At 50.4% G+C, this 24,077-nt stretch carries 23 protein-coding genes; 14 read left to right on the top strand and 9 right to left on the bottom strand.

Annotation, left to right across the window (positions count from 1 at the left end; all coding sequences use genetic code 11):
- Nucleotides 1–195 precede the first annotated feature (195 nt).
- The 4 genes from LKK83_RS15020 to LKK83_RS15005 all read left to right on the top strand — a co-directional run bounded on the left by LKK83_RS15020 (nucleotide 196) and on the right by LKK83_RS15005 (nucleotide 3,532).
- Nucleotides 196–1,299: a mechanosensitive ion channel family protein gene (locus LKK83_RS15020; protein ID WP_324632013.1), complete on the top strand. Its 1,104-nt coding sequence runs from the start codon at nucleotides 196–198 to the stop codon at nucleotides 1,297–1,299.
- Between the two features lie 8 nt (nucleotides 1,300–1,307).
- Nucleotides 1,308–2,444 (top strand): mechanosensitive ion channel family protein, encoded by a 1,137-nt coding sequence (locus LKK83_RS15015; protein ID WP_324632012.1) that lies wholly within the window; start codon nucleotides 1,308–1,310, stop codon nucleotides 2,442–2,444.
- A gap of 184 nt (nucleotides 2,445–2,628) precedes the next feature.
- Entirely contained in the window at nucleotides 2,629–2,937 is a 309-nt protein-coding gene (locus tag LKK83_RS15010) for a Calvin cycle protein CP12 (RefSeq protein ID WP_324632011.1), read from the top strand.
- A gap of 394 nt (nucleotides 2,938–3,331) precedes the next feature.
- A complete protein-coding gene (locus LKK83_RS15005) occupies nucleotides 3,332–3,532 on the top strand; it encodes a hypothetical protein (RefSeq protein WP_324632010.1) in 201 nt (66 codons plus the stop codon).
- A 117-nt stretch (nucleotides 3,533–3,649) separates the two neighbouring features.
- Here the strand turns inward: LKK83_RS15005 and yidD are convergent, their stop codons facing one another.
- A complete protein-coding gene (gene yidD, locus LKK83_RS15000; RefSeq protein ID WP_324632009.1) occupies nucleotides 3,650–3,910 on the bottom strand; it encodes a membrane protein insertion efficiency factor YidD in 261 nt (86 codons plus the stop codon).
- Between the two features lie 269 nt (nucleotides 3,911–4,179).
- On the opposite strand from yidD, the gene LKK83_RS14995 reads away from it, so the two are divergent.
- Nucleotides 4,180–4,812, top strand: a complete 633-nt coding sequence (locus LKK83_RS14995; RefSeq protein ID WP_324632060.1) for a diacylglycerol/polyprenol kinase family protein — start codon at nucleotides 4,180–4,182, stop codon at nucleotides 4,810–4,812.
- Between the two features lie 132 nt (nucleotides 4,813–4,944).
- On the opposite strand, the gene LKK83_RS14990 is transcribed toward LKK83_RS14995, so the two are convergent.
- Nucleotides 4,945–5,094: a hypothetical protein gene (locus LKK83_RS14990; protein ID WP_324632008.1), complete on the bottom strand. Its 150-nt coding sequence runs from the start codon at nucleotides 5,092–5,094 to the stop codon at nucleotides 4,945–4,947.
- Nucleotides 5,095–5,661: 567 nt separating this feature from the next.
- On the opposite strand from LKK83_RS14990, the gene LKK83_RS14985 reads away from it, so the two are divergent.
- The 4 genes from LKK83_RS14985 (at nucleotide 5,662) to LKK83_RS14970 (ending at nucleotide 10,269) form a co-directional block, all read left to right on the top strand.
- On the top strand, nucleotides 5,662–7,071 hold the full coding sequence (locus LKK83_RS14985) for a nicotinate phosphoribosyltransferase (RefSeq protein WP_324632007.1): 1,410 nt from the start codon (nucleotides 5,662–5,664) through the stop codon (nucleotides 7,069–7,071).
- A 76-nt stretch (nucleotides 7,072–7,147) separates the two neighbouring features.
- Nucleotides 7,148–7,726 carry a nicotinate-nucleotide adenylyltransferase gene (locus tag LKK83_RS14980; RefSeq protein WP_324632005.1) on the top strand — a complete coding sequence of 193 codons (579 nt, stop codon included), beginning with the start codon at nucleotides 7,148–7,150 and terminating at the stop codon, nucleotides 7,724–7,726.
- 4 nt (nucleotides 7,727–7,730) lie between these two features.
- Entirely contained in the window at nucleotides 7,731–8,447 is a 717-nt protein-coding gene (locus LKK83_RS14975) for an NUDIX hydrolase (protein WP_324632003.1), read from the top strand.
- Between the two features lie 61 nt (nucleotides 8,448–8,508).
- A complete protein-coding gene (locus LKK83_RS14970; RefSeq protein ID WP_324632002.1) occupies nucleotides 8,509–10,269 on the top strand; it encodes an NAD+ synthase in 1,761 nt (586 codons plus the stop codon).
- Between the two features lie 230 nt (nucleotides 10,270–10,499).
- On the opposite strand, the gene LKK83_RS14965 is transcribed toward LKK83_RS14970, so the two are convergent.
- Genes LKK83_RS14965 through LKK83_RS14955 form a run of 3 tightly spaced genes read right to left on the bottom strand, consistent with a single transcriptional unit; the run spans nucleotide 10,500 to nucleotide 11,657 of the window.
- Nucleotides 10,500–10,643, bottom strand: a complete 144-nt coding sequence (locus LKK83_RS14965) for a hypothetical protein (RefSeq protein ID WP_324632001.1) — start codon at nucleotides 10,641–10,643, stop codon at nucleotides 10,500–10,502.
- A 33-nt stretch (nucleotides 10,644–10,676) separates the two neighbouring features.
- Entirely contained in the window at nucleotides 10,677–10,871 is a 195-nt protein-coding gene (locus LKK83_RS14960; protein ID WP_324632000.1) for a hypothetical protein, read from the bottom strand.
- Between the two features lie 15 nt (nucleotides 10,872–10,886).
- Nucleotides 10,887–11,657: a pentapeptide repeat-containing protein gene (locus LKK83_RS14955; RefSeq protein WP_324631999.1), complete on the bottom strand. Its 771-nt coding sequence runs from the start codon at nucleotides 11,655–11,657 to the stop codon at nucleotides 10,887–10,889.
- Between the two features lie 467 nt (nucleotides 11,658–12,124).
- Here LKK83_RS14955 and LKK83_RS14950 point away from each other — a divergent pair, with 467 nt between their 5' ends.
- Together LKK83_RS14950 and LKK83_RS14945 are read left to right on the top strand one after the other, a co-directional pair.
- Nucleotides 12,125–12,892, top strand: a complete 768-nt coding sequence (locus LKK83_RS14950) for a ferritin-like domain-containing protein (RefSeq protein WP_324631998.1) — start codon at nucleotides 12,125–12,127, stop codon at nucleotides 12,890–12,892.
- A 274-nt stretch (nucleotides 12,893–13,166) separates the two neighbouring features.
- The gene (locus LKK83_RS14945) at nucleotides 13,167–13,922 is read left to right on the top strand and encodes a hypothetical protein (RefSeq protein WP_324631997.1); all 756 of its coding nucleotides are present in this window, start codon (nucleotides 13,167–13,169) and stop codon (nucleotides 13,920–13,922) included.
- A gap of 124 nt (nucleotides 13,923–14,046) precedes the next feature.
- Here the strand turns inward: LKK83_RS14945 and LKK83_RS14940 are convergent, their stop codons facing one another.
- Complete coding sequence (locus LKK83_RS14940; protein WP_324631996.1) at nucleotides 14,047–14,616, bottom strand: pentapeptide repeat-containing protein; 570 nt, start codon at nucleotides 14,614–14,616, stop codon at nucleotides 14,047–14,049.
- A gap of 458 nt (nucleotides 14,617–15,074) precedes the next feature.
- Nucleotides 15,075–15,698, bottom strand: coding sequence for a hypothetical protein (locus tag LKK83_RS14935; RefSeq protein ID WP_324631995.1), 624 nt, complete (start codon nucleotides 15,696–15,698; stop codon nucleotides 15,075–15,077).
- A 770-nt stretch (nucleotides 15,699–16,468) separates the two neighbouring features.
- Between LKK83_RS14935 and hemC the strand changes: the two genes are divergently transcribed.
- From hemC to glgA, 3 genes are all read left to right on the top strand, one after another.
- Nucleotides 16,469–17,437 carry a hydroxymethylbilane synthase gene (hemC, locus tag LKK83_RS14930; protein WP_324631994.1) on the top strand — a complete coding sequence of 323 codons (969 nt, stop codon included), beginning with the start codon at nucleotides 16,469–16,471 and terminating at the stop codon, nucleotides 17,435–17,437.
- Between the two features lie 182 nt (nucleotides 17,438–17,619).
- Nucleotides 17,620–18,279: a glycoside hydrolase family 108 protein gene (locus tag LKK83_RS14925; RefSeq protein ID WP_324631993.1), complete on the top strand. Its 660-nt coding sequence runs from the start codon at nucleotides 17,620–17,622 to the stop codon at nucleotides 18,277–18,279.
- A 238-nt stretch (nucleotides 18,280–18,517) separates the two neighbouring features.
- On the top strand, nucleotides 18,518–19,942 hold the full coding sequence (glgA, locus tag LKK83_RS14920) for a glycogen synthase GlgA (protein WP_324631992.1): 1,425 nt from the start codon (nucleotides 18,518–18,520) through the stop codon (nucleotides 19,940–19,942).
- A 125-nt stretch (nucleotides 19,943–20,067) separates the two neighbouring features.
- On the opposite strand, the gene LKK83_RS14915 is transcribed toward glgA, so the two are convergent.
- Together LKK83_RS14915 and LKK83_RS14910 are read right to left on the bottom strand one after the other, a co-directional pair.
- Nucleotides 20,068–20,991: a M23 family metallopeptidase gene (locus LKK83_RS14915; RefSeq protein WP_324631991.1), complete on the bottom strand. Its 924-nt coding sequence runs from the start codon at nucleotides 20,989–20,991 to the stop codon at nucleotides 20,068–20,070.
- Between the two features lie 125 nt (nucleotides 20,992–21,116).
- Nucleotides 21,117–23,438, bottom strand: a complete 2,322-nt coding sequence (locus LKK83_RS14910; protein ID WP_324631990.1) for a caspase family protein — start codon at nucleotides 23,436–23,438, stop codon at nucleotides 21,117–21,119.
- Nucleotides 23,439–24,077 lie beyond the last annotated feature (639 nt).

Genomic DNA, 24,077 nt, shown 5'->3' with positions numbered 1-24,077 from the left:
GATGAGCGGTCGATTCGCGGATTTGGCGATCGCGCGTCCCCCTTTCATGGCACAATAACAATGGACAACCGCTAAAGCAGAGAACCCCCCAACGAGATTGCCGTTGCCAATGCTTTGCGCGAGGCAGGGTTTTTTATGCGTTGAGGCCCTCTGCCCGTCAGGGGTTCTCTGTGGAGAATGCGATGGAGATTTACCATGCTTGATTATTTTCCCGAAGCCGTCTTTATCGATCGAAGCGTCCAGTTTTTATTTCTCGGATGCGCGGGCGTTGTTGCCTTTCTTGCCGGCTATTTCATCCCGAAACTGATTCAACCGCTGATTAAGTTATTCGCTGCGCCGAAAACCGTCGAAATTTATCAGCAAATTGTGGATCCTTATCGGGCGTTAATCGGGGTGGTGATTGCCCTGAGTATTACGGATATTGCGTGGCTGATTATTCCCAACCCCGCCGATCGCTGGTCCGATGCGATCGAAATTCCCCTGAGTTTATCCGCCGCCATTGGTGTCACCTGGTTGACCTCTCAGTTGTTCAAACAGTTTTTCGACCTGTATGTGTTGGATGCCGCCCTGAAAAAAGGACGAAAAACCAACAGCGAGTTTTTGATTTTAGCCAAATGGCTGGTTAATTTTCTGATTATTTTAATCGCCTTTGTCATTTTTGCCCAAACCCATAAAATCAATATTTTGGGAATTTTTGCCAGTTTGGGGATTGGCGGATTGGCAGTGGCATTTGCAGCGCAAAAAACCTTGGAACAACTGTTAGGCGGAATCGTGCTTTATATCGATCGCCCCTTTGGTGTGGATGACTATATCGGCTTGCCCGATGGCACCTTTGGGCGGGTGGAGTCCATCGGGTTGCGATCGACCAAAATTCGCTCTTCTGGAAAAGGAACGGTAATTGTGGTGCCGAATAATGCCCTCACCCAAACCACCATCGAAAACTTTACCGGGGCGAAAAAAGTCATGGCGATCGCCTACCTGAACTTTTACCGGATCGTTCCCAATGAAGAACGGGCATTGATTCGCCAAGTAATTGTAGAAAGTACCAACGATATCTTTGGCATCGACTCGCGCAATACCGATGTTTCCTTTCGCGATCGCACCTTCGCCGGCAGCGACGCGCGCACTCAAGCGCAAATTACCTTTTTTATTCTCGGTTCTGGGGAAGTGTCGATGGAATTGCGCCGTCAACTGCTCGATTTAGCCAATCAAAACATTACCCAGCGATTGCGCGACTACGGGATTGGGTTTGATATGGAAGAACCCACCATTTATGTCGATTCGCCCATTACTATCTAACCTTGTCGATGAATATGTCAGAATTTACCAGTATCATCCGCAACTTTTACAATGTTTTGTACGACTCGGATCTGCCCAACTACGTCATTTTTCTGATTTTCTTACTCGGTTCCTTGGCGATCGGGCGCTATACCCCCAGCATCGTCCGCATCATTATTCACCGGGTTTCGCCGCAGCAGGTGACGACGATTTACGATAATTTTATCGAACCCCTGCAACAACCGTTTAGATTGGCAGGCACCTTTTTGCTGATTTCCTTATCTTTGGTATGGCTGCGGGATTACCCCAGTTTGTACCAATTTCTGACCCCGTTTGTTAACTTAGGGGTAATTGTGAGCGTGGCGTGGCTGATTTCGCGCATTTTTCGCCAAGTCGTCCGCATCTATGGGATTGACTTGCTTCGCCGCTGGGGGCGATCGGGAGATGAATTTCTCTTAGTTATCGAAACCTTGGTGAATGTGATTATCGGCTTTTTTGCTGCCCTCGTCTATGCCAATAGCTTGCAGATTAACTTAATTGGGTTAATGGCTAGCTTGGGGATTGGCGGTTTAGCCGTTGCTTTCGCCGCGCAAAAGATTTTAGAGCAGCTTCTCAGTACCATCGTCTTGTACTTAGATCGCCCCTTCGTTCCCGGCGATTATATTCGCCTCCAGAATGGCGAGTTGGGGCGGGTGGAGTCTATCGGTTTGCGGTCTACTAAAATCCGCACTTCTGCTAAAAGCACCTTGTTTATCGTCCCCAACTCCACCTTAATCAGCATGGAAATCGAAAATCTCACCCGGGCGAAGAAGGTGATGGTGTTGCTTTATCTGGATTTCTATCGGTTGCTGGAAGAACGGGAACATGCCTTGGTGCAACAGACGATTAAAGAAAGCACCAACTCTGTGTACGGCATCGATCCGGGTAGTACCAAAATTGCCTTTAACGATAATTTCCTGAAACGCAACTCAGAGGGCTTTGAAAAAGTTACCACTCAGGCAAGGGTGACGTTTTTCATTTTAGGCTCCAGTGAAAATTCCATCGAACTTCGGAAGCGATTGCTGGAATTAGCCAACAATACGATGTCTAAAAAGTTAAAAGCCTTCGGTATCGATTTTACCATGCAAGACCCCACCATTTATGTGGAATCGCCGATTACGTTGTAAAAATTTCCATAACTTCATACTTCATAACGTTTGGCAAAAAAGCTTTACGGTTATTGACACCCCAACCGTCGGTCAGGCGCGTTAAAATAAAGACATCGGGTTTAAAAGTCATTGACTTTTTAACCCTTCCCCAAATCTGAAGAATCCAACTGGCGGGGAATCTTTTATAGGAGGTACGACAATTATGGCTCCAGCGTTAACAGCTCCACAAAAGCAAGCTAGAGTAAATCGGGGAAGCACCCCATTTGCAGTTCCGGTTCGAGAACGCCCTACACCCACTCTGGATGAACAAATCGAAGCAGCGATCGCCGAAGCGCGTGCGATTTCCGAAGCAAAAGGTGTCGAATCTCGCGAGAGTGCCGTCGCATGGGATATCGTAGAAGAATTACTTTCTGCCTCGGCACACCGCAGAGAAAAACTACCGAAAACCGCATTTGAACGCTACTGCGAGGAGCATCCGGATGCTTCTGAAGCTCGGATGTACGACCTGTAAGAATTTTTAAGACTCTCTAGACAATTGCTAAGTTCCCAATCCCGAACGGGATTGGGTTTTTTTTAATAAAAATTTTAGATTTGCCTGCCGGATTATTGTTTAAAAACGGTAGAACGAGACATCCAAAGGAGTGCCCTAGGGATCCGAATTATTTCCTCCTTCTCAGATGAAAGGTCGGAACCGAGGGAAGCTTGCCCTCTTGGGGATTATTTTTTTTGACGAGAATTTATTCCCATCGCGGGATTGCCTTAACTTGTGGAATTTTTTTGTCAATGATTTAGGTCACTAAATGAGCCGATGATTGTCACATGGAAACCCGAACCGCGATCGCACCCAAATTCCGTAAAATCCCGGAGAATTGAGAGAATGATTTGACTAAAACCCATTCGTAACCATGAAAGCTCTGGAAAATAGATGCCAAGACACCATTGAAGAACGCTTTGGTGATATTTTGTGTTCGGGTCAGATGACGATCGCCGATCGCACCCAACTGCGGGCGGCACTTTTAAACTCTCCCTTAAACGACGAACATCTCGACATCATTAACAGACTGATTTACAGCGCCAAACGCGGTCGGGTCAAACTTCTGGACTAGGGGAGTCCCTTGCCCAATTCCTCCTTGTTTACAACTCGCCGATCGCGCGAGGATCGCCCTTGGGGGGTCTCGCCCCAGATAATTGGCGGCCAAAATTTCAGCAAAACTCTTTTATTCTCAATCAATTGAATCCTTTTTTTCGATCCGGTTCGATATCTCCTCCCTGGGGAATGGTACCGGATCGTATCCGCCTGGGTGCAACGGGTGACAGCGCAAAATGCGGCGGATCGCCAACCAACTGCCCCGCAGGGGGCCAAATCGCGCGATCGCTTCCAGGGCATATTCCGAACAAGTGGGCCGAAACCGACAAGCGGGGGGAAACAGGGGTGAAATCAGCAGGCGGTAGCCGCGAATCAACCCGATTAACACTGCTTTCATAAATCTCCCGTGCATTCTATTTGAATTTTAACTTCCAACAGACAATAACCGGTGGGCAACTCGTTGCCCCCCTACCCCTGCTATCCACCGGGGAAAGCCCCTGCATTTCCAGAAAATCGGCCTGGGAGTATCGCCGAGGACACCATTATCCCATACAGTGATAGGAAGTATTGTTAATGGCGAGTTAAATCACTTCCGTGCTTACTTCCCTATTTCACTTAGAATTTGCAGAGAATTTGTGGCTACATAGCGCAGCCGTTGCCCTTTGGATGGCGGTCATTTTTCTCACGGCAGAAGGACTGCATAAGTTTACCGACACCGACTCGGAACTGGTTCGCAAGGTGGTTCATATCGGAACCGGAAACGTGATTTTGCTGGCGTGGTGGTTGGATATTCCCGCCTGGGTGGCAATTGTCGCCTCGATCGCCGCCGGGGCGATCGCTTTGTTGTCCTACAAATATCCCCTCTTCCCCGGTATCAACAGCGTGGGGCGCAAAAGTCTGGGCACCTTTTTTTATGCCATCAGTATTGGCATCTTAGTGGCGTGGTTCTGGCCCCTAGACAAACCCTACTATGCGGCGATCGGCATATTAATCATGGCCTATGGGGATGGATGCGCCGCTTTAGTGGGGCAGCGTTTTGGCAAGCATCCCTATCGATTATGGGGGGAAAAAAAGAGTTGGGAAGGGTCGCTAACAATGGCATCGGTCAGCTATGCCGTAACGGTACTGATTCTTACCCTCGTCCAAGGCAATCTCTGGCCGATCTGGGTGTTATCTGTTGCCGTTGCTTTGTTCGCTACCGGACTCGAAGCGGTGTCGAAAATCGGCATCGATAATCTGACCGTTCCCCTCGGTACTGCAGCGCTTTGCTTTTTGTTAGAGCGGATATTTTTCAGTTAGGAACTGGCCCATTTGTTAAATAAAGTTTAAATTTTGCCATTTTCGATCCAAAAGCCAACCCCATCCAAACGCGGGTTGGATGGGGTTGACTTAGGTATTTTAACGCTTGCCACAATTAATGGTTTGCTAGAATTAGTCCGCCCATTGAGAGTCTTTGTAGGGGTCGCCTTCAAAGGGTTGTACGCCACTCATGGGATAGATATCGTCGCTGGGACTAAAGATCCGAGCAAAGGCTTCGGACACATATTGCATAACATCGGAAAACATTTTGGAAATATTCATGGTTAAGCTCCTAACATTCAGCTACTTTGAAAACAAGAATTAAGAGGAAAGGTATTAGACCTCGTTACTTTTTACATTAAAGCATGGGGAGAGCTTTGGGGGGAGTTTGCAATCTTTTGTATTAGAACTTATAATTTCGTAATATTTCGCGCAACATTTGGGGAAGCTTCAGCGGTAATTGCGTTAAGGTTAGTAATTTTTCGTTACAACCGTTTACCTGGAATCAGCCTGCACAACTATAGATTATTTTAACATTATCCGCGATCGCTTCAATCCGGTTTCCCGAGGGTATGCGGTTCGGGATTTCACCCAATACCGACATCCGCCTCACTCGCGATCCGTAGCATCCCCCACCGGCAATCCGATCCCCCGAGAGACAGAATCTCCCTCGGTCTTTTTAATGAAATTCACCAAAATAAAATCCTCGGCGAAGCTGTTACAGATTTAACCAAAGCGATTTTTCAGGGTTTCGAGCCGCAAATTCCCAAAAATAATCTGGAAATCCCTGACAAATTTTAGTAATTGCTACTATAATTAGACAAACCGATCGCAGGAGGACCCAGGCAGATGGCAACCGCCACCGAATCAGACAATCGCGGATCTCGACCCGCTTCTCCCCCGGGGGAGGGATCCCTAACGATCGCCCCAGAGGATTATAGCCTCTTAAGCGATCTTTACGAGCTGACAATGGCGGCGTGCTACTGTGGCGAAGGACTCGACGATCGCCCCGCTAGTTTCGAGCTATTCGTCCGCAAGCTCCCCAAAAACTTTGGCTACTTAATCGCAATGGGACTAGCCCAGGCATTCGAGTATCTGCACAACTTCCGATTCACCCCAGAGCAGATTAGCAGCTTGCAATCCACCGGCATTTTTGCCAAAGTCTCGGACAAATTTTGGTCTACCCTAGAAAATGCGCGCTTCACCGGGGACGTCTGGGCGCTACCGGAAGGAACCGCCGTTTTCCCCAACGAACCCCTCTTGCGCGTAGAGGCCCCGTTTTGGCAGGCGCAGGTAGTAGAAACCTACCTACTCAACACCTTAAACTACCAAACCTTAGTGGGCACCCGCGCCGCCCGGATCCGCGATGTCGCCGGACCATCCGCCACCATCCTAGAATTTGGCACCCGTCGCGCCTTTAGCCCCCAAGGCTCCATGTGGGGGGCGCGATCGGCGATCGCCGGCGGCATGAATTCCACCTCCAACGTTCTCGCGGCGCTCAAACTAGGGCGCAAACCCTCCGGGACGATGGCCCATTCCCTGGTGATGGCGCTCACCGCCACCGAAGGCAGCGAGATGCAGGCATTTCGTGCCTTTCACCACTACTTTCCCGGCGCGCCGTTGCTGATCGATACCTACGATACCGTAGAAGCGGCCCGCCAGCTAGCCGATCGCCTCCTAGACGGCGATATGGAAGTGGCCGGCGTCCGCATAGATTCCGGGGATTTGGCCAAACTCTCCAAACAGGTGAAAGAACTGCTTCCCGACGCGCGCATCTTTGTCAGTGGCGATTTAGATGAGTGGGAAATTGCCAAATTGAAAGCCGAAAATTGCCCGATAGACGGCTATGGCGTGGGCACGAAATTGGTCACGGGTTCCCCCGTCAATGGGGTGTATAAAATCGTCGAAATCGACGGGATGCCCGTGATGAAAAAATCCAGCGGTAAAGTCACCTATCCGGGGCGCAAGCAAATTTTTCGCCGCTATGAAGGCGGGAAACAGGTGGGCGATCGCTTGGGATTGGCAAGTGAGGAACCGCAACCCGGAGAAACGCCCATGTTGCAACTGCTCTACCGAAAAGGCAAACCGGTGCATTCTCCCGACACCCTCGAAGCGATCGGCGATCGCACGCAAAACACCGTTGCCTCTCTCCCCGACAGCGCCCGCCAATTGGACGACCCCACCCCACCACCGGTAGAGATTTCCGAGTCCTTGCAAGCGCTCACCCAAAAAACCCAAGAGAAATATAACCTCTTGTAAACCCCGGTGGATGAGCGATTATCCCTTATCCACCTGACACTTTCAATTCTGCTGCAATCAACCCCGTACCTATCCTATGACTTCAATTGCTTTATTTGGAACCAGTGCCGATCCGCCGACCAAAGCGCACCAAGTGATTATTAAATGGCTCTCCCAACACTTCGATCGCGTGGCGGTTTGGACCTCGGACAATCCCTTTAAATCTCATCAGACCCCCCTGGACCATCGATCGCAGATGTTGCGGTTGTTGGTGGGAGAAAGCGTCTCCCAATCCGAGAATATCAACTTTTATCCCGAATTGAGTCATCCGAGAACTCTAGAAACCGTGAAAGTGGCGCGGCAAAAATGGCCCGATGCTGAACTGCACCTGGTCATTGGTTCCGACTTGATCGAACAGTTACCCCAGTGGTATAACGTGGAAACTTTATTACAACAAGTGCAACTGCTGGTGGTGCCCCGTCCTGGTGCGGAGATTTCCCCAGACGCCTTGCAAACCCTGAAAGACATGGGCGCGCAGGTGGCGATCGCCCCTCTCGAGGTTCCCGATGTCTCCTCCACCGCCTATCGCCAAACCAAAACCAAAGAAGCCGTTCCCCCGCCCGTGGAAAATTATATCAACCAAGAACATCTCTACGCCTATCAGGACGCCGGTTAAACCAATGTCAGCGTCTTTGAGCCTCCCTTTGGATTTTAAAGTGGGAGTCGATAACGCGATTTTTTCCGTCGATCCAGCCCAAAATCGGTTGCTGGTTTTGTTAGTCATGCGCGAAAACGAACCCTTTTTGGGACAGTGGTGTTTGCCCGGAACCCTGGTTCGTCAAGGCGAATCTCTCGAACAAGCAGCCTATCGGATTTTATCGGAAAAAATCCAAGCCAACAATCTCTATTTAGAGCAATTGTACACCTTCGGCGGCCCAGGTCGCGACCCGCGCGAATTCAGCGAATCTCCTCCCTGTCGCTATTTGTCGGTGAGTTATTTTGCCTTAGTCCGATTTGAGGAAGCGCAATTAATCAGTTGCGGCGTGCGCGGAATTGCCTGGTATCCTCTCGATGAAGTGCCGCAACTGGCATTCGACCACAACGAAATCTTAAAATACGGTCATCAACGACTGCGAAACAAGCTCGAATACAGTCCCGTTGCCTTTGAAGTCTTGCCAGAAGTGTTTACCTTAAGCGACCTTTATCAGCTTTATACTACAGTTTTAGGCGAAAATTTCTCCGATTATTCTAATTTTCGGGCGAGAATTCTCAAACTGGGGTTTTTGGCCGATACGGGGCTGAAAGTTTCGCGCGGCGCAGGACGTCCCGCCACTCTCTATCGCTTCGATGCTGAAGCCTTTGCCCCTTTAAAAGATAAACCGCTAGTGTTTATTTGACCCGGGCTAACTGAAGATAAATTCCGTTCCATTTACCCTTATATTTATAGGAGAAAACCTGATGAAAATTGCGATCGCGCAACTCAATCCCACCATCGGAGACCTGCTGGGAAACTCAGAAAAAATCCTTGCAGCGGCCAAACAAGCTGCCGATGCAGGCGCGCACCTGATGCTCACCCCCGAACTATCCCTTTGTGGCTATCCCCCCAGAGATTTACTGTTGCGACCGAGTTTTATCGAAGCAATGGTCATCCAGTTAAAAAAACTAGCAGAACAATTACCCAGCGAACTGCCGGTTTTAGTGGGAACGGTACAGGTCAATGCCCTTGCCGACACCACCGGGGGCAAGCCATTATATAATAGCATCGCCTTCCTAAAAAACGGCAAAATCAAACATTTTTTTCACAAACGCTTGTTGCCTACCTACGATGTATTTGACGAAAATCGCTATTTTGATTCTGCCTCGTTGAGCAACTTTTTTTCCCTGACGGATATTCTGGATGAGGACGGTTCGGAAGAGAAAACCAATCCGATTCGCATTGGCGTCACAATTTGCGAAGACTTGTGGAATGACGATCGCTTTTGGGGGAAAAGACATTACTCCTGCAATCCGATTTCCGACCTTGCCGAAGAAGGCGTGGATTTGATTTTCAACTTGTCCGCCTCTCCCTACACCGTGGGCAAACAAAACCTCAGAGAAGAAATGCTCCGTCACGTTGCCCTACGCTATCAAAAAGCCGTGATTTATGTCAACCAAGTGGGGGGCAATGATGACTTGATTTTTGATGGGTACAGCGTGGCATTAAATCGGTCTGGGGAAGTGGTGATGCGCGCGGCATCATTTGACACCGATTTTGTCATGGTGGAACTGAACGAACAAACGCGCGATTTACAGCCAATCGAAACCCAACCGATACATCCGGTGTTGAATCAAGAAGAAGAAATCTGGTCGGCGCTGGTGTTGGGGGTGCGGGATTATACCTGCAAATGTGGGTTCGATAAAGCGGTGATGGGATTAAGTGGCGGGATTGATTCTTCTCTGGTGGCGGCGATCGCCACTGCTGCTTTAGGGAAAGACAAGGTACTCGGCATTTTGATGCCTTCTCCCCATACGTCATCGCAATCTATCGACGATGCATTAGAATTGGCCAAAAACTTGGGCATTCAAACCCATACTTTACCCATCGGCGAGTTGATGGACACCTACGATCGCACCCTAGGGGATTTGTTCGCAGGATTGCCTAACGATGTTACTGAAGAAAACCTGCAAGCGCGCATCCGGGGCAATTTATTAATGGCGATTTCCAATAAGTTCGGACATATGCTGATTTCCACGGGGAATAAATCAGAAATGGCGGTGGGATATTCCACCTTGTATGGGGATATGAGTGGCGGTTTAGCCGCGATCGCCGATGTTCCCAAAACCCAGGTTTATGCCCTCTGTCGCTGGCTCAATACCCGCCATCCCGGCGAAACTATTATCCCCGAAAGTGTCCTCACTAAACCCCCGAGTGCCGAACTCAAACCGGGTCAAGTAGACCAAGATTCTCTGCCCTCTTACGAGATTCTCGATGACATCCTCGATCGCTTGATTCACAAACATCAATCTCTGGCTGAAATTGTCGCCGCCGGACATGAACCCGCCGTGGTACAAAAAATCGTCAAACTCCTCAACCGGGCCGAGTTTAAACGGCGACAAGCCCCGCCGGGATTAAAAGTCACCGATCGCGCTTTCGGGACCGGCTGGCGAATGCCAATTGCCTCTCGCGTCCCGCAATCGATTATTAGTGAAGAAACCAAAAAAGAACCAATTGCTACTTAATTTTACTCATCCACAACAGTGGCGAAGAGCCGTTTCCGTTCCCCCTGCGGAATCAATGCAATCAGCGCGGAAAAATTTCTCGGAAATGCTCTGCGCCACTCTTGAAACGCTTGGGTTTTTGTGTTAAAATCAACTGGTAATCACTTAGGAAAAATAATTGGCAGGTTTTCATTGAACTGGTTCCCCGCTCATGGGGGGGAACCAGTTAACAGAAATTTCAACAAAATGGATTATTTTTGGAAACGCGCGATCGCCGATTCCGGTTGCGGGAGTTCGACCCCCTGATGCATCCCGGGTCCGGGGGGTTGATTCGTGCTGACAAAGAAATTAAGGACAAAGGTAATTGTTGCCGATAAAATGAGTTTTTCTAACATCGCCCCTCACCATCCCTGAAAGTACCCAGAGGATTAAAATTCTATATCTGTAGAATCCCCGATATAGGGCGCAGAGGAAGCGATCGCGATCGCAACCGACATGTGATATTTGCCCAAACACTCGGCGATCGCGATCGCAACTGGCGTGAAGAGCGCGGGGAGGGGGCGCGAGTCCCCAGGGGTGCGCCCCCCTTTGCGCTTAACACTCGAACTCCCATGCCAATTCAATTGCCAAGAGGGGAATCATAACATCAAGCGCAGGAGCAGCGCCCCCATCGAGCCGACGAATCGCATAAAACCGCCGCCGCCATTGTTACCAGAGTCGGGATTTTGAGCCGCATCGATTTGAGCGATTAATTGTTGAGTCGCTTCAAACGCTTGGGGATTATTTTGAATCGCAAACAGTTCTAAGGCAATTTCTGCATCGCCGCGCGCCCCTGGGAGATCGGATTTTTGGGCGCGGACAATGCTGCGTGCCAGATAGGCGGGTGCGAATTCCGGATCCAGGCTTAAAGCTTGGTTAAAATAGGCGATCGCTTCGTCCAAATTTTTCTGCTGTGCTGCTCTGACGCCCCAGTTATAAACATCTGCCACATCCATGACAGTAGCGGGAGTACCGATCGCATCTTGCAAATTTGCCCCCTCAATTTGGGCATCAGTCAAATTCACATCCACTAAATACGCTTCGCGCAGATCCGCCCCGCGCAGATCCGCCCCGCTGAGATCCGCCCCCATCAAATTTGCCCCAAACAAAGACGCCCCGCGCAGATCCGCCCCGCGCAGATCCGCCCCCATCAGTTGGGCGCGACTGAGATTGGCCCGCATCAAATTTGCCTCACCCAGTTGGGCGTTGGAGAGATTGGCCCTCACCAACCCGGCGTTACTCAAATCGCATCCGCCACATTCCTTGGTAGAGAGCAACTGTTGAATCTGTTGCACGTTTTCCGCACTTGTCGGCATGGCAAAGCAAAAAGTAGTCAGCACCGCTGCTGGCGCTAGGAGTTTAAGTTTCATTATTTATCCTTCTGTTGCAACTAACAGATTTGGGATTAGCCGCCAAAGTCACCTTTCGGGCGAAGCAGATTTTCACCATTCAGGCGCTATGGTTAGTTTAATTTTATCCGCTCTTCGTCCGTGGAGGGGGGATTTATTTTCACACTGCGCGATCGCAACTGCGCCATTGCGCCATCGCCCCTGGGGGATTCCCTGCCATTTTTCCCATAAATTGGCGATTGGCCCGCGAGTTTATTTGGCTGAAAAAATCAGCCAAGGCGAAACGAGAAAGCAAGAATCGGGCAACCGGAAGTGGAGTTGGGCTTAATAATTAACCCGCGAGGTTTAACGGGGCGATCGCTTAATCCCGCTGATTGCCCTTCAAGGGCATAAATTTTGGCGAAATGTATCAGACCCATCAAACCGAATCAAGAAAAATGCATTAAAATCACCAGAATAGACCCAACTCATCTAGAAAAGTATTGCCCATGAACGTCTGGACTCACGTACTCCATCTTGTCAGTTCCGGTGCAGTTGCTTATATTACTGCGCGAAACATTCGCGATCCGCTGACGCGACCCAATACCCTTGCTGGGTTTCAATTAGCCGAATCTGGATCGGTGCCTTTTCTGGAAGCATTGAGAGACAGAGCGGCAAAAGAGGGAGATGAATGGTTAGCCGAGAAACTCGATCGCCATGCAGCGGACGAACGGCGGCACGGTCAAATTTTCGCTCATGCGCTCAAACAGCTTAACAAACAAGCGATCGATATCCAGAGTATGCGGAAAAACAAAAGCGAGAAAGACGGGAAAAAATCCGATCGGCGCAGTCCGTTTTTTGCGGCATTTTTTGAGGGATATGAATCGGCGCAATTGAAACCCGAAGCGATAGATTGGATTGTATTTATGGGCAGCACCTATATTTTGGAACGGGATGCCAGTCGAGATTTTGCATCAATGGCAAATGCGTTGCCCGAAGACGAGGCGCACAGTGCGAATTTGAAGAAAGGAATGCTCGCGATCGCCAACGATGAAATCGGTCATGCGGCGTATTTGTACGAAGCGCTGCAGCGACGCTTATCACCGCCTGAAGTCGATCGCGTAGTGGATCGGTGGCGCGAGCGCAAAGTGAATGCCATGTTAGCGATGGTAGGTAGTTTCATGCAAGGCAAACCGCAAGCTTCCTTGGTGCGCGATGGGGCACCTACAGACATGGAGGAAACTGAAGAAACCGCCTCTGAATTAACCGCCGCTTAACCACTCTGCTAAGGCGATCGCGCGATCGCCTTTCCGAGTTCGGGGCAATTTAGGAATTGCCCCCTCATTCCGGGAATTGTCCTGGAGAAAACGATGAGCAAGGATTCATAATTTATCTAATAATTTTAGCAGAACGAATAGCGGTTTATATTGGCCTCATCTTGTCCGGAGGGAGGGTCATTCCGGGAGGATAAATGACCGACGCCACCTTGTGGATAAATTTTTGTTCGATTCGTTCCCCATCTGTGATTTTTTGATTTTAAGTTTTACAAAAATGAAACATCAGTGGTTTATTACAGTAATTACCATCGCCGTAATTTTGTCAGGCGTTCGGGTGGCAATCCAGTTGCCAAAAGAGACAATTGTGGCACAAGAAACTGCCGCCAATAAAATAGCATTGCCCCTGTCCGAGGGCACCTATTGGCTCTACGAAGGCGTGACGAAATGGACCGAAGAAAACTCCGCAGACCTCGAGGAAAAAAAGATAACCTGGAGAATGGAAGTCATCGAGAACTTTCAACGCGGACATTTGAACGTAGCGGTTATTAAAGGACATCCGGCGGATTTAGTGTGGTATAGGGAAGGCAAACAGCGGGGGGATTATCTAATCGTGGAAGTGAACCCGGGGAAGTATTATTTAGTGATGGGAGATCGCGTTCCAGAGGTACTGACGCGCCTGAAAGATGAGGGAGATTTCCTAGCCAACTTACTGGAAGAATCGGAACTATTTCTCGAATCGCCCCTACGTGACGGACAAGTGTTTGGGCCGACATCACAGCTAACGCGCTTAGATGGTGCGTATCGCTGGAATGTGGAACAACAGGAACTCGTGGGATTAAAAGCCAAGAGAATCGCCTCCGGAAGTAAAACGCAATATCGGTTCACCTATCGCACCGCCCCCGATCGCGTAGTGGTAGACTTTATTCCCGGTGTGGGCATGAGTCGCTATCAATACCTGCATCACGGCACCGTCTCGGAAATCGATGTAAAACTGATAGAATTCCAGCCAGGAAAGGAACCCGAAGCCTAATCGAATAGACCCTGGGGATTGGCTAGGGTGGCGATCGCCTCGGGATCGACCCCCCACAGCGCGCCCTAGGGCGGAAAGTGCGATCGCGCGATCGCACTTGTGAGCCAATCCGAGGCGCAATTAACTACTCATGGATCGTGCCATCGGGCATCGTGGCACCATGCAGGTTGCAATAGGTCAAAATCGTATCGCGCAGATCCGCTTCGTGCAAGCAAGCTTGATAGAAAGAGGCTTGATAAAGATTGCTTTCGCGCAAATCGGCACCCTTGAGGTTCGCCCCACTCAAAGAAGACTGTCGCAAATCTGCTTCACTGATCACCGCTTCGTGCAAATTCGCTTGCTGCAAAGAGGTTTCGCGCAAATCTGCCTCATGCAAATCTGCCCCACTGAGATTGGCATTACTCAAGTTCACCCGGTACAAATCTGCCTCTCGTAGAGAAGCCCCACTGAGATTGGCTCCTCGTAAGTCTGCACCCACCAACGAGGCTCCATTCATCTGCGCCCCACTCAGGTCCGCATTTCGCAGATCTACGGCGCGCAGATCCGCCCGCCCCATATAGACTTTCCTCAAGCATGCATTATTCAGCATCGCTCTATAGAGGGTGATTTCCACCAAGTCCCCTCCTTCGAGATCCACGCCCCGAAAGTCTCTCTCTCCTTGGTTGTAGCGATCCACCAGTTCGCGATAATCCACGTTCGTTTCCTCCGCACCTCAATTTGACACAACTAGAATATTGTAGGGTGGAGGGTTCAAACTGAGGTCAATCCTCCTGTCAACAGCCGATCGCTTTTTCACCCCCCCGCCCATCGCGATCGATCCACCCTCCCTCCGGCGCAAGGATGCCAATTCTCCATTCTCAATTATTGGGCGGACGCGGAGCCTCGTTAACTCGTTCCCAGGCGGGAGCCTGGGAACGAGTTAACGAGTTAAAACCTGCAAATTATTTTGCATAATTGCTGATAATTTTTACCGATAATTTTTCTGCCATTAAAATTTTCCAAGTTAGCCGAAAATTGCTTTTTATCGAGCAATTCGATTCCCTAACTTGGAGAAAGTAAGCTACAGGTGGTTTTGACCTAATTAAAGTGGAGTTAATTGTTCTAAACGATGAGCGGACAAGGAGTTGCTTACATCAATGCGATTGAAGAAAATTAGCTAGTGGCGGGGATGCTAATTAGCTTAGAGATTGTAGGCTTTGTTTTGGAAACCTTGGGGGACACTGCCGACGTAGATAGAAAATTAACGCGGGCGATCGCGTGGATAAAGTCTTTCACTTCTGTGGGTCTGCGGAGAATAAACACTCGTTTTTCTGGCCAATAACGCTGGATTTTTTCACCAACTATCTGACGATCGCGTTGGGGATAGTTCCACAGCTGCTTGAGAAAGTTAAGAAAACCTTTGTGGAAAATATTGGGCTGACATCCGGCGGGTAGATCCTGGCGATCGCCGGAATCGTTCAAGTATTTTTGGACAATTTGCCAGAAACAAGTATGGCGGGGAAAATCCAACCAGACGATGGTATCTGCATGGGCAAAACGGCGATCGTAGATAAGATTCGGATTCGCGCGATCGCCGTCGCCTTCAATAATCCAACGTTCTTTTTGCAAATAACGATCTAACTGTTGTTGTCGTTCGGCGTTACTGGTGGGCACCCAATCGGGTTTCCAGCACAGACGATCGAAGTGAATCAGATCCACATTTAATAGATCGGAAAGCTGCCGACCTAGGGTAGATTTTCCAGAGCCGCTAGAACCGATGATAGCTATTCTTCGCATAATAATTTTTCTCCTCTCCTTCTCCTGCGTTTTTCGGCTAGTGTTAATCTAGCTCATATTTTTCCAGAATGATATCTATCTCCGTATATATTTGCACTCTTAAATATCCATTTTCTCCTCTTCTTTTAGATGGGGTGATTTCCTGAAAATCCGATTAAATGGGGGGTTTGAATCGGAGAAATAAAATGATTGTTTATAGAGTTCAGTGCAAAAAGTTGCTGCTTTAGTTAGTTATGATACAGGAAATAGTCAGTTAAATTATCTATCCGGTGATAGAATATTTTACCCTAAAAGAATATTTGATTTAAAAAGCAGCCACCCGAAAAGCTGAAAAGATAGGGGTAGCTGGATTTGAGAGGGGTTAAAAAATACCGACTTGGTTAAATTTTACCTTGAGTCTATCTTGGGGACTATTGTAGCGAACCTGCAGAATAATTCACTCTATCTAGATGCATATTTCTTTAGGAGTTGAGGGAAAGGAAGAGGAAGAAAAAGGCCATGCCAGCCATAGCGATCGCCGATTGTCACAACAGATGAAGCCACAGGAAAAGAAAGGGAGGGAGAGATGGGGGGGGTAGAGGGAAACAGGACACAGCAGCAGAGGCGGAGTGTTAGGAGGATAGCCCAGAGCGATCGCGAAACCGGGGAAGGAGGAGAGGAGCGATCGCCCTTTTGTTGAGGAAAAGCGATCGGCCAAAAGAGAGAATTGAGTTCCCCCTGCGGTAGTCTAGACATGGTTAACCTATCAGCATAAACCACGCGACATCATTATGACCTCAACCGTTTCCAGCCCGCCGCGCACCGTTCGCATTGGTTCACGCAAAAGCCAACTCGCCCTAGTGCAGACCCACTGGGTGCAAGAGCAACTGCAAAAGCATTTTCCCGATCGCCGCTTTGAAGTCCACACCATGAGTACGCAAGGCGACAAAATCCTCGATGTTGCCTTAGCCAAAATTGGGGATAAAGGGCTATTTACCAAAGAGCTGGAAGTGGGAATGCTGCAGCACGAAACCGACTTAGCGGTGCATTCCCTGAAAGACCTGCCCACCAACCTACCCGAAGGATTAATGTTAGGATGCGTCACCGAACGGGAGAATCCGGCGGATGCCCTAGTGGTGCATGAGAAGCACAAAGACAAACAGCTCGAGACCCTATCGCCGGGATCGGTGGTAGGAACCTCCTCCCTGCGACGACTGGCCCAGCTTCGGTATCACTTCCCCCATTTAGAATTTAAAGATATCCGGGGCAACTTGAATACGAGACTGGCGAAACTAGACGAAGGACAGTACGATGCGATTGTTTTAGCCGTCGCCGGGTTAACCAGACTGGGAATGAGCGATCGCATTCACCAAGTCATTCCCCCGGAAATTTCCCTGCATGCCGTGGGGCAAGGTGCCCTAGGGATTGAGTGTCGGACCGACGATGCGGAAATCCTCGACCTGCTCAAAGCCCTCGAACACCGGGAAACCGCGCAACGCTGCTATGCCGAGCGGGCGTTTCTTAACACACTTGAAGGCGGTTGTCAAGTGCCAATTGGAGTAAATACCAAAATTGAAGGCGATCGGCTGACCTTAACCGGCATGGTCGCCAGTCTCGATGGCAAGCGACTAATTAAAGACGCCATCAGCGGCACCCCAGACCAAGCCCAACACCTAGGGATCCAACTGGCGGAGAAATTGCGGGAAATGGGTGCCCAAGAAATTCTCGACGAAATCTTCGAGCAAATCCAGCGCAGTTAATTCTGGGTTGGTTCGGCGCGCCCCCCAAATCGGTTTGCCCGGATCGGGAAAAGCGATCGCTGTAGAGGAAGCGATTTGGGTGGTTTTGCGGGTCAGCCTCCACATCCGCTGAATTTTGGGAATAGAGACGCGAGATTTCGCGTCTCTACCACCATTGCAAATTGCAAGTCCAAATTTCGATTATGACCCATTCAGTGGATCCATTTAAAACCGCCCTGCAATTCACCCTCAAATGGGAAGGAGGAAGCGGACACCCAGAAGACCTCGCCGGAAAGGTCGATCGCGGAATTAGTCAAGCCACCTACGATACCTATCGCCGCCACCAAGGCTTACCGGAACAGTTCGTCAGCCAAATGACCGAAAGCGAACTGGAAGACATTTATTACCGCTATTATTGGCAGCGTTGCCACGCCGAGGTCATGTGCTTGCCCTTAAGCGTGGTTCAATTCGATACGGCGGTAAATTTTCACGTTAGAGGCAGCATTGAGTTTTTGCAAGAAGCCCTTGGCGTCACCGTGGATGGGGACTTTGGGCCGCAAACCCAAGCGGCGTTGGCAAAACAGAACAATCTGGAAACGGCGAAGCGATATTGTCATGGGCGAATGGCATATCGCCAGCAGCGAGTGAAAGCCAATCCCAGCCAAGAGATATTTTTGCAAGGATGGTTGCGTCGCGATCGCGATTTGTTGCATTGCATCGAGCAATTGAGCCTCGAATCCGTCGCCGAAGCACCCCCCATCCGGGAGGTGTCGCGGGCACCGCAGGTAGAGATTGCAGGCAAACTCGAACAGGCGATCGCCCTGTTGCAAGAAGTGGTGGATTTGCTCAAAACCCCTCATTAATCGGACAACATAGAATTAATGGGCGATCGAATCCCAACTTTATCAACCGGCGATCGCAAATCTTCTCGGGACAAGGCAATAATGCCTTGTCCCTAAAATTATGCGGCATCGCCACGGGTTGGGACCGTCGGTACCGAGGTTGCATTGCCCCAGATTCAAAGCGGCGATCGCGCTCGTCATGTCACCCCTCCAGTTATGATGGCGGTACGTGAAGATTTCAGGGAACGCTGAAAACAAGATGCGAATTCTATTTGTCGCCGCAGAAGCGGCTCCAATTGCAAAAGTTGGCGGAATGGGTGATGTAGTCGGCGCACTGCCAAAAGTGCTGCGACAGATGGGGCATGACGTCCGCATCTTCATGCCTTACTATGGTTTCTTACCTGACAAAATGGAAGTGCCGAGCGACCCTATTTGGCAGGGATATGCGATGTTCCAGAGTTTCGACATTTACGAAACCATGCTACCTGGAACCGAAGTGCCCTTGTACCTGTTTGGCCATCCCTCGTTTCTCCCGCGCCGCATCTATGCCGGAGAGGATGAAGACTGGCGCTTCACCTTATTTGCCAATGGTGCGGCAGAATTTGCCTGGAACTATTGGAAACCGGAGATTATCCATTGCCATGACTGGCACACGGGGATGATTCCGGTGTGGATGCACCAATCTCCCGATATTAGCACGGTATTCACCATTCACAATTTGGCCTATCAAGGGCCGTGGCGTTGGCGTTTGGAACAGATGACCTGGTGCCCCTGGTACATGCAGGGTCACAACACAATGGCGGCGGCGGTGCAATACGCCGATCGCGTCAATACCGTTTCTCCTACCTATTCCAAACAAATTCAAACCGCTAATTACGGCGAAACCCTGGAAGGGTTGATGTCGTTTATCAGTGAAAAATTAGTGGGAATTGTCAATGGCATCGATCTCGATTCCTATAATCCGGAAACAGATAACCGTCTGGCGCAAAATTTCGCGGCCAAGTCCCTGGATAAACGGGAAGCCAACAAAATTGCGTTACAAGAAGAAGTCGGTTTGGAGGTGAATAAGGGTGCCTTTTTAGTCGGCATGGTAACGCGGTTAGTGGAACAAAAGGGTTTGGATATTACGTTGCAGATCCTCGATCGCTTTTTGGCTTATACAGATGCTCAGTTCATTTTGCTCGGGACCGGCGATCGCTACTACGAAACCCAAATGTGGCAACTGGCAACTCGTTACCCGGGTCGCATGGCCACGTATTTACTCTATAACGACTCTCTCGCCCGCCGCATCTATGCCGGCAGCGATGCTTTCTTGATGCCCAGTCGCTTTGAGCCTTGCGGTATCAGCCAAATGCTGGCCATGCGCTATGGATGCGTACCGATCGTGCGCCGCACGGGAGGTCTGGTGGATACGGTGTCTCATCACGACCCGATGAACGAAAGCGGTACCGGGTACTGTTTCGATCGCTATGAACCGTTAGATTTGTACACCTGCATGGTGCGCGCTTGGGAAGGCTATCGTTTCAAAGACCGCTGGGAACAATTGCAACAGCGCGGCATGGCGCAAAACTTTAGCTGGGTGAACTCGGCGAAAGAATACGTCAAAATGTACGGGAACATTCTGGGTCTGCCGGAAGAGGAACTCTTCCCCTCAGAACCGAAAAAGGAAATGGCTGAAACTTAATTGAAATCGGCCTTTTTATCGGCACATGATGCAGGAGAAGGGAGAAGCGTGCCCAGGTGAAAGCGGATGGTTTCGCCTTGGCACTTTACCCTCTCCTGTTTTTATATTTTGCCGAGTTGGGGGATTCACGGTGTGAGGATTTGCGATCGCAAATAGGGTTCGGGATTTTGTGCGACCCATCCTTCCTGGGTAGACGATCGCACTTCAAAGTGCAAATGCGGTTCGTTGCTGTCGGGATTTCCGGAGTATCCCAGGGTGCCAATTTGCTGAGCGCGCTGCACTTGCTCTCCCGTCATTACGGTTAAAATGCCCAGATGGGCGTAGCGGGTTTGTTTGCCGTTGGCATGGTTGATAACTACTAGATTGCCATAGGCCCCGCGATCGCCGGCAAAGGCAACTACCCCATCATCGGTTGCCAATACTGCAGTGCCAATCGGCGCTTTGAAATCAATCCCGCTGTGAAAGGTCAGTTGTCCCGTCTGGGGTTCCTGGCGGGTGTTGCCATACCCTAAAATCATTTCTCCGCGAACCGCTAAGGGATAGCCTTCGATTTCCGGGGTCGGAGACTGACTGCCCGCCGGCGCAACCGGGATCCGACCCCCGCTAGAACCATCCTCGGACCACATGACGCCGGGGATGAAGACGACTTCCGGCGGCGAGAGCAAACAGCCGTTATTGTCGAAAATTGCTGCCCCTGGCACTTGGTAAATGGCTGCTAAGTCACTCCAGGTTTGTCCCGGTTCTACTCTGACTTCTATGCCATCAAACGGGGGAATGCGAATCTGAGTGCCCACGGGGAATTGTCCCGTTTGCAGGATGGGATTCATGCCAATGATGGTGGCGGGTTTGAGGTTGTACTGTTGCGCGATCGCCTCGAGGGTTTCGCCCTGGGCTATGGTATGGATTTGCACGCGATCGAGGGCGGGGGAACCCAAACTCGGGGGACAAATATTTGTCTCGGAGGTGCTGGGATTTGCCCGCACCTCTCCCAGGGGAAGGGTCAGGCACAGGAGGGTGGCAAGTCCGATCGACCAACGGGATGAAATCATGGGCAGTTAGGAAGGTAAGAGGTAGTATTTAGCTATTTGTAGGGTGGGCAAAAACTTGCCCACCCTACCGGTGAAGGTGGTGCGTCAGTCCTGTTGATGTTAACATGGGTTGCACGACACCACTGTTAAACCACTGCGTAGGTAATCGACAGGGAGGCTAGTTGTTCGGTTCCGGCAACGCGCGATCGCGGGTCGAAGGAGGCGATGAGGTTGCGGGTGCTGCGAACGGCGAGATCGAGATCCGTCAGCAGTCCATCTACGGCGTTTACCGATTCTTCTTCGAGGTTGCGGGTGCTGCGAACGGCGCGATCGAGATCCGTCAGCAGTCCATCTACGGCGTTTACCGATTCTTCTTCGAGGACTAAAGCGCCTTCGCGGGTGCCTCTGGCGGCAGCGATCGCTTGCAGTTGTTGCAGGGAGTCTCGTAATGGCGCTAAGGTGGCGATCGCTAACACTTCTGCACTGCCCCCGGGACCGCCTACTGTGAGCTGAAAGGCATCGCGATCGCGGTCTGGGATGGTGCGCGTCTCTCCTGCTTTCACGATCGCTGCATCAATGCCGGCGGTCCAACTATTCGGAAACACCACCACTAATTCCCCAGTAGTCGTCACCACTAACAATGTAACGTATAAGTCTCGATTTTCTCCATTGGCGATTTCGCATTGAACCTGGGTGCCGATGGGCAGTTGGGGGATGCCTGCCACGGTGGCAATGGTGCCGGAAGGGGGGTTAGCTGCCGTTTTCTCACTTTGTGATAGATTGCGGAGGCTGCGCGGCGTAAAGGCAGTGGCGGCAAATTCCGTCTGGGTGCCTTGCACCACTTTCAGGGCAGCGGAGACGTTCAATCGAGAGGATTCGGCATTTAAGGTTAATTTGACAATTCGCGCGGCTAACAAGGCGCGAAACTTCGCCTTTAGGCGATCGCAAGCTTCGGCGACGGGTTCTCCCGCCTCGCCAAAGGAACCGGGAATCGCGTCTAAACCGGCACCGTATAATCCCACACTGCCCACCGGGGGAATTTCGGCTACCCCCGATTGCTGCAATTGTGCTTGCAATGCCTCGGTCATCCGTCCGAAAATATAATGCACTTGGGTTTGACCTAAAGCCAGGGGTTCGATGCGGTCCAGTTGGGCGATCGCCGCCTTTGCGGTTTCCCTGTCTTCGCCCAAGGACTCATCCAAGCCAATTTTTAATGTGAGGTTGGCCGGAATCGCTCTGATTTTTTCCTGTAACAGGGTGCCGGGTTGCAAATTTGGGGAAGGTGCGATCGCTTTGGCGCGTGCGAATAATCCCTGGCGCGATTCGATTTGTACCTCTCCCGACCCTTCGGCTACTGCAAATACCGCAGTGCGATCGAAGGCAGCAAATGAGTGCGGATCGATGCCTCCCAACCACAATTGGAAGCGATCGTCGCCTTCTACGGAATTAATCACCGCTTCGGCGGGTAATGATTGAGCTTCGAGGAAATAACTGGGGCGATCGCCATGATTGCTTCCCGGTTTGACTTCCATTTCCGGAATTTGTTGCGTAGAAGAGAGACGGGTAGTGCTACGGGCTACATTTGCTAACACGGTTTTTACCGCGCGATCGCCGGTGTGCTGCCACAAATATTGGGTGAGCAAATACGTAAATGCCCCGGCAAAAAATCCGTCAAACGGTGCATCTGCTGCCAGTTGATGCGCCCCAGCCGATGCGATAACGACCCCTTTCGCTACGCCGCGCTCTCTTGCCTGAATAAATGTGTCTCGAGATAGTTCCAATTGCGAAATCCACTGCTGATGATAGGCGATTTCTTCTTCACTGGGATATTCGCCTCCTTGTAACGCGCGAATCGTTAAGTTTCCCCGTTTCCCGCCTCCGGAATGACAGCTATCTAATACGGTGGTTATTTGCTCTGTATTTATCGCTGACATCCACAGGAATAATGTAGCTCCCATGATATCGGAAACCGTGGGCTGTTGGTTGTTGACCTGACTGGTGCGATCGCTGGGCACAAAGGTGCTATTTAGCTTTTCTCGGACATTCCCGGACCGATTGTATGGATTCACCACTTGCGAACCATGTCCGGAGAAATGAAACACCACCACATCTCCGGGTTTTGCTTGTTTGATTAAATGGTTTTCTACCGCTTCGAGAATGCCAGCCCGAGTGGGTTTGATTTCCGTATCATCGGTTACTGAAACAATATCTTGTGGATGAAAACCAAACCGATGGATTAACAATTCTCGCTGTAAGTGAACGTCTGTCATGCAGCCCCGCAATGGGGTAATATTTGCAGCGGAATAGTCATTGATACCCACCAGTAAAGCTAGCTTGCGCGGCGTATCCTGCGCTAACACTTTTGCGTAACTCAACCCTTGACGCTGAATCCCGATGTGGTCCCATCCCAAGGCGGCGAGGGCGGCCCCCGCTCCTTGGAGAAAGTGACGACGTTTAATGTTACCCATTGGTTTGTTTGATGGAAGAACTTTTAAGGGGGTTTAGTCTAGATTGCCAACAGCGATCGCCTGGAGTTCCCAGGGAAACCCAGTTATCACCTAACTTACCACACTCCTAAGGAAATGTCATCGGTTTGAAAAAATTTTTTAACAGAAGTCAAATGGTATTGACGTTGGCTGAAAGGGCAAGTATAGTGGAGAAAAATTGCGCCGGACTCCGGACATTTACCGAACCAGGGCGGCTCTTTCCAAGTGCCATGCTGGGGTCAAATGGAAGGCTCACTCGCGGGCGATTCGGACTCCGTGGTTTTACGGATCCACTCCAGGGTAAGGCGATCGCGTCCCGGCACAACAACCTACTTTTCAGACTTGTTCCCAAGTTCGAGGATCCCCCTCCTCACGAAGTTGGGCACATCACTGGCCCACCCGATGGTTTCGGTTCATTCCCCGGACATGCGATCGGGGCATCAAAACCCCGGTATCTTTGCCGGGGATTCTCAAGCAAATGGCAGCTATCCGCCGAGGAATCAATTTCCCGGGGGCGCGGGGGAATTCTTGCCCCCTGTCCACAGAAAAACTAGGAGTCAAAACAATGGTGCGTCAATGGTGCTTGCTTCTCTCTCCTCCCGGGTTAGCCGTAGCGGTAAC

The organism is Phormidium sp. CCY1219, assembly GCF_035615515.1.
Classification (GTDB): domain Bacteria; phylum Cyanobacteriota; class Cyanobacteriia; order Cyanobacteriales; family Laspinemataceae; genus CCY1219.
Note: the sequence above shows the minus strand (reverse complement) of the source record. Positions and strands in the feature narration are given on the sequence as shown.

Coding starts and splice junctions, on each gene's coding strand:
- LKK83_RS14945 (WP_324631997.1), top strand. CDS start 13,167: ATGAAACATCAGTGGTTTATTACAGTAATTACCATCGCCGTAATTTTG.
- LKK83_RS14935 (WP_324631995.1), bottom strand. CDS start 15,698: ATGCGAAGAATAGCTATCATCGGTTCTAGCGGCTCTGGAAAATCTACC.
- glgA (WP_324631992.1), top strand. CDS start 18,518: ATGCGAATTCTATTTGTCGCCGCAGAAGCGGCTCCAATTGCAAAAGTT.
- LKK83_RS14975 (WP_324632003.1), top strand. CDS start 7,731: ATGTCAGCGTCTTTGAGCCTCCCTTTGGATTTTAAAGTGGGAGTCGAT.
- LKK83_RS15005 (WP_324632010.1), top strand. CDS start 3,332: ATGAAAGCTCTGGAAAATAGATGCCAAGACACCATTGAAGAACGCTTT.
- LKK83_RS14980 (WP_324632005.1), top strand. CDS start 7,148: ATGACTTCAATTGCTTTATTTGGAACCAGTGCCGATCCGCCGACCAAA.
- LKK83_RS15020 (WP_324632013.1), top strand. CDS start 196: ATGCTTGATTATTTTCCCGAAGCCGTCTTTATCGATCGAAGCGTCCAG.
- LKK83_RS14970 (WP_324632002.1), top strand. CDS start 8,509: ATGAAAATTGCGATCGCGCAACTCAATCCCACCATCGGAGACCTGCTG.
- LKK83_RS14990 (WP_324632008.1), bottom strand. CDS start 5,094: ATGAATATTTCCAAAATGTTTTCCGATGTTATGCAATATGTGTCCGAA.
- yidD (WP_324632009.1), bottom strand. CDS start 3,910: ATGAAAGCAGTGTTAATCGGGTTGATTCGCGGCTACCGCCTGCTGATT.
- hemC (WP_324631994.1), top strand. CDS start 16,469: ATGACCTCAACCGTTTCCAGCCCGCCGCGCACCGTTCGCATTGGTTCA.
- LKK83_RS14965 (WP_324632001.1), bottom strand. CDS start 10,643: ATGTTAGAAAAACTCATTTTATCGGCAACAATTACCTTTGTCCTTAAT.
- LKK83_RS14910 (WP_324631990.1), bottom strand. CDS start 23,438: ATGGGTAACATTAAACGTCGTCACTTTCTCCAAGGAGCGGGGGCCGCC.
- LKK83_RS15015 (WP_324632012.1), top strand. CDS start 1,308: ATGAATATGTCAGAATTTACCAGTATCATCCGCAACTTTTACAATGTT.
- LKK83_RS14915 (WP_324631991.1), bottom strand. CDS start 20,991: ATGATTTCATCCCGTTGGTCGATCGGACTTGCCACCCTCCTGTGCCTG.
- LKK83_RS14925 (WP_324631993.1), top strand. CDS start 17,620: ATGACCCATTCAGTGGATCCATTTAAAACCGCCCTGCAATTCACCCTC.
- LKK83_RS14950 (WP_324631998.1), top strand. CDS start 12,125: ATGAACGTCTGGACTCACGTACTCCATCTTGTCAGTTCCGGTGCAGTT.
- LKK83_RS14955 (WP_324631999.1), bottom strand. CDS start 11,657: ATGAAACTTAAACTCCTAGCGCCAGCAGCGGTGCTGACTACTTTTTGC.
- LKK83_RS15010 (WP_324632011.1), top strand. CDS start 2,629: ATGGCTCCAGCGTTAACAGCTCCACAAAAGCAAGCTAGAGTAAATCGG.
- LKK83_RS14985 (WP_324632007.1), top strand. CDS start 5,662: ATGGCAACCGCCACCGAATCAGACAATCGCGGATCTCGACCCGCTTCT.
- LKK83_RS14995 (WP_324632060.1), top strand. CDS start 4,180: ATGGCGGTCATTTTTCTCACGGCAGAAGGACTGCATAAGTTTACCGAC.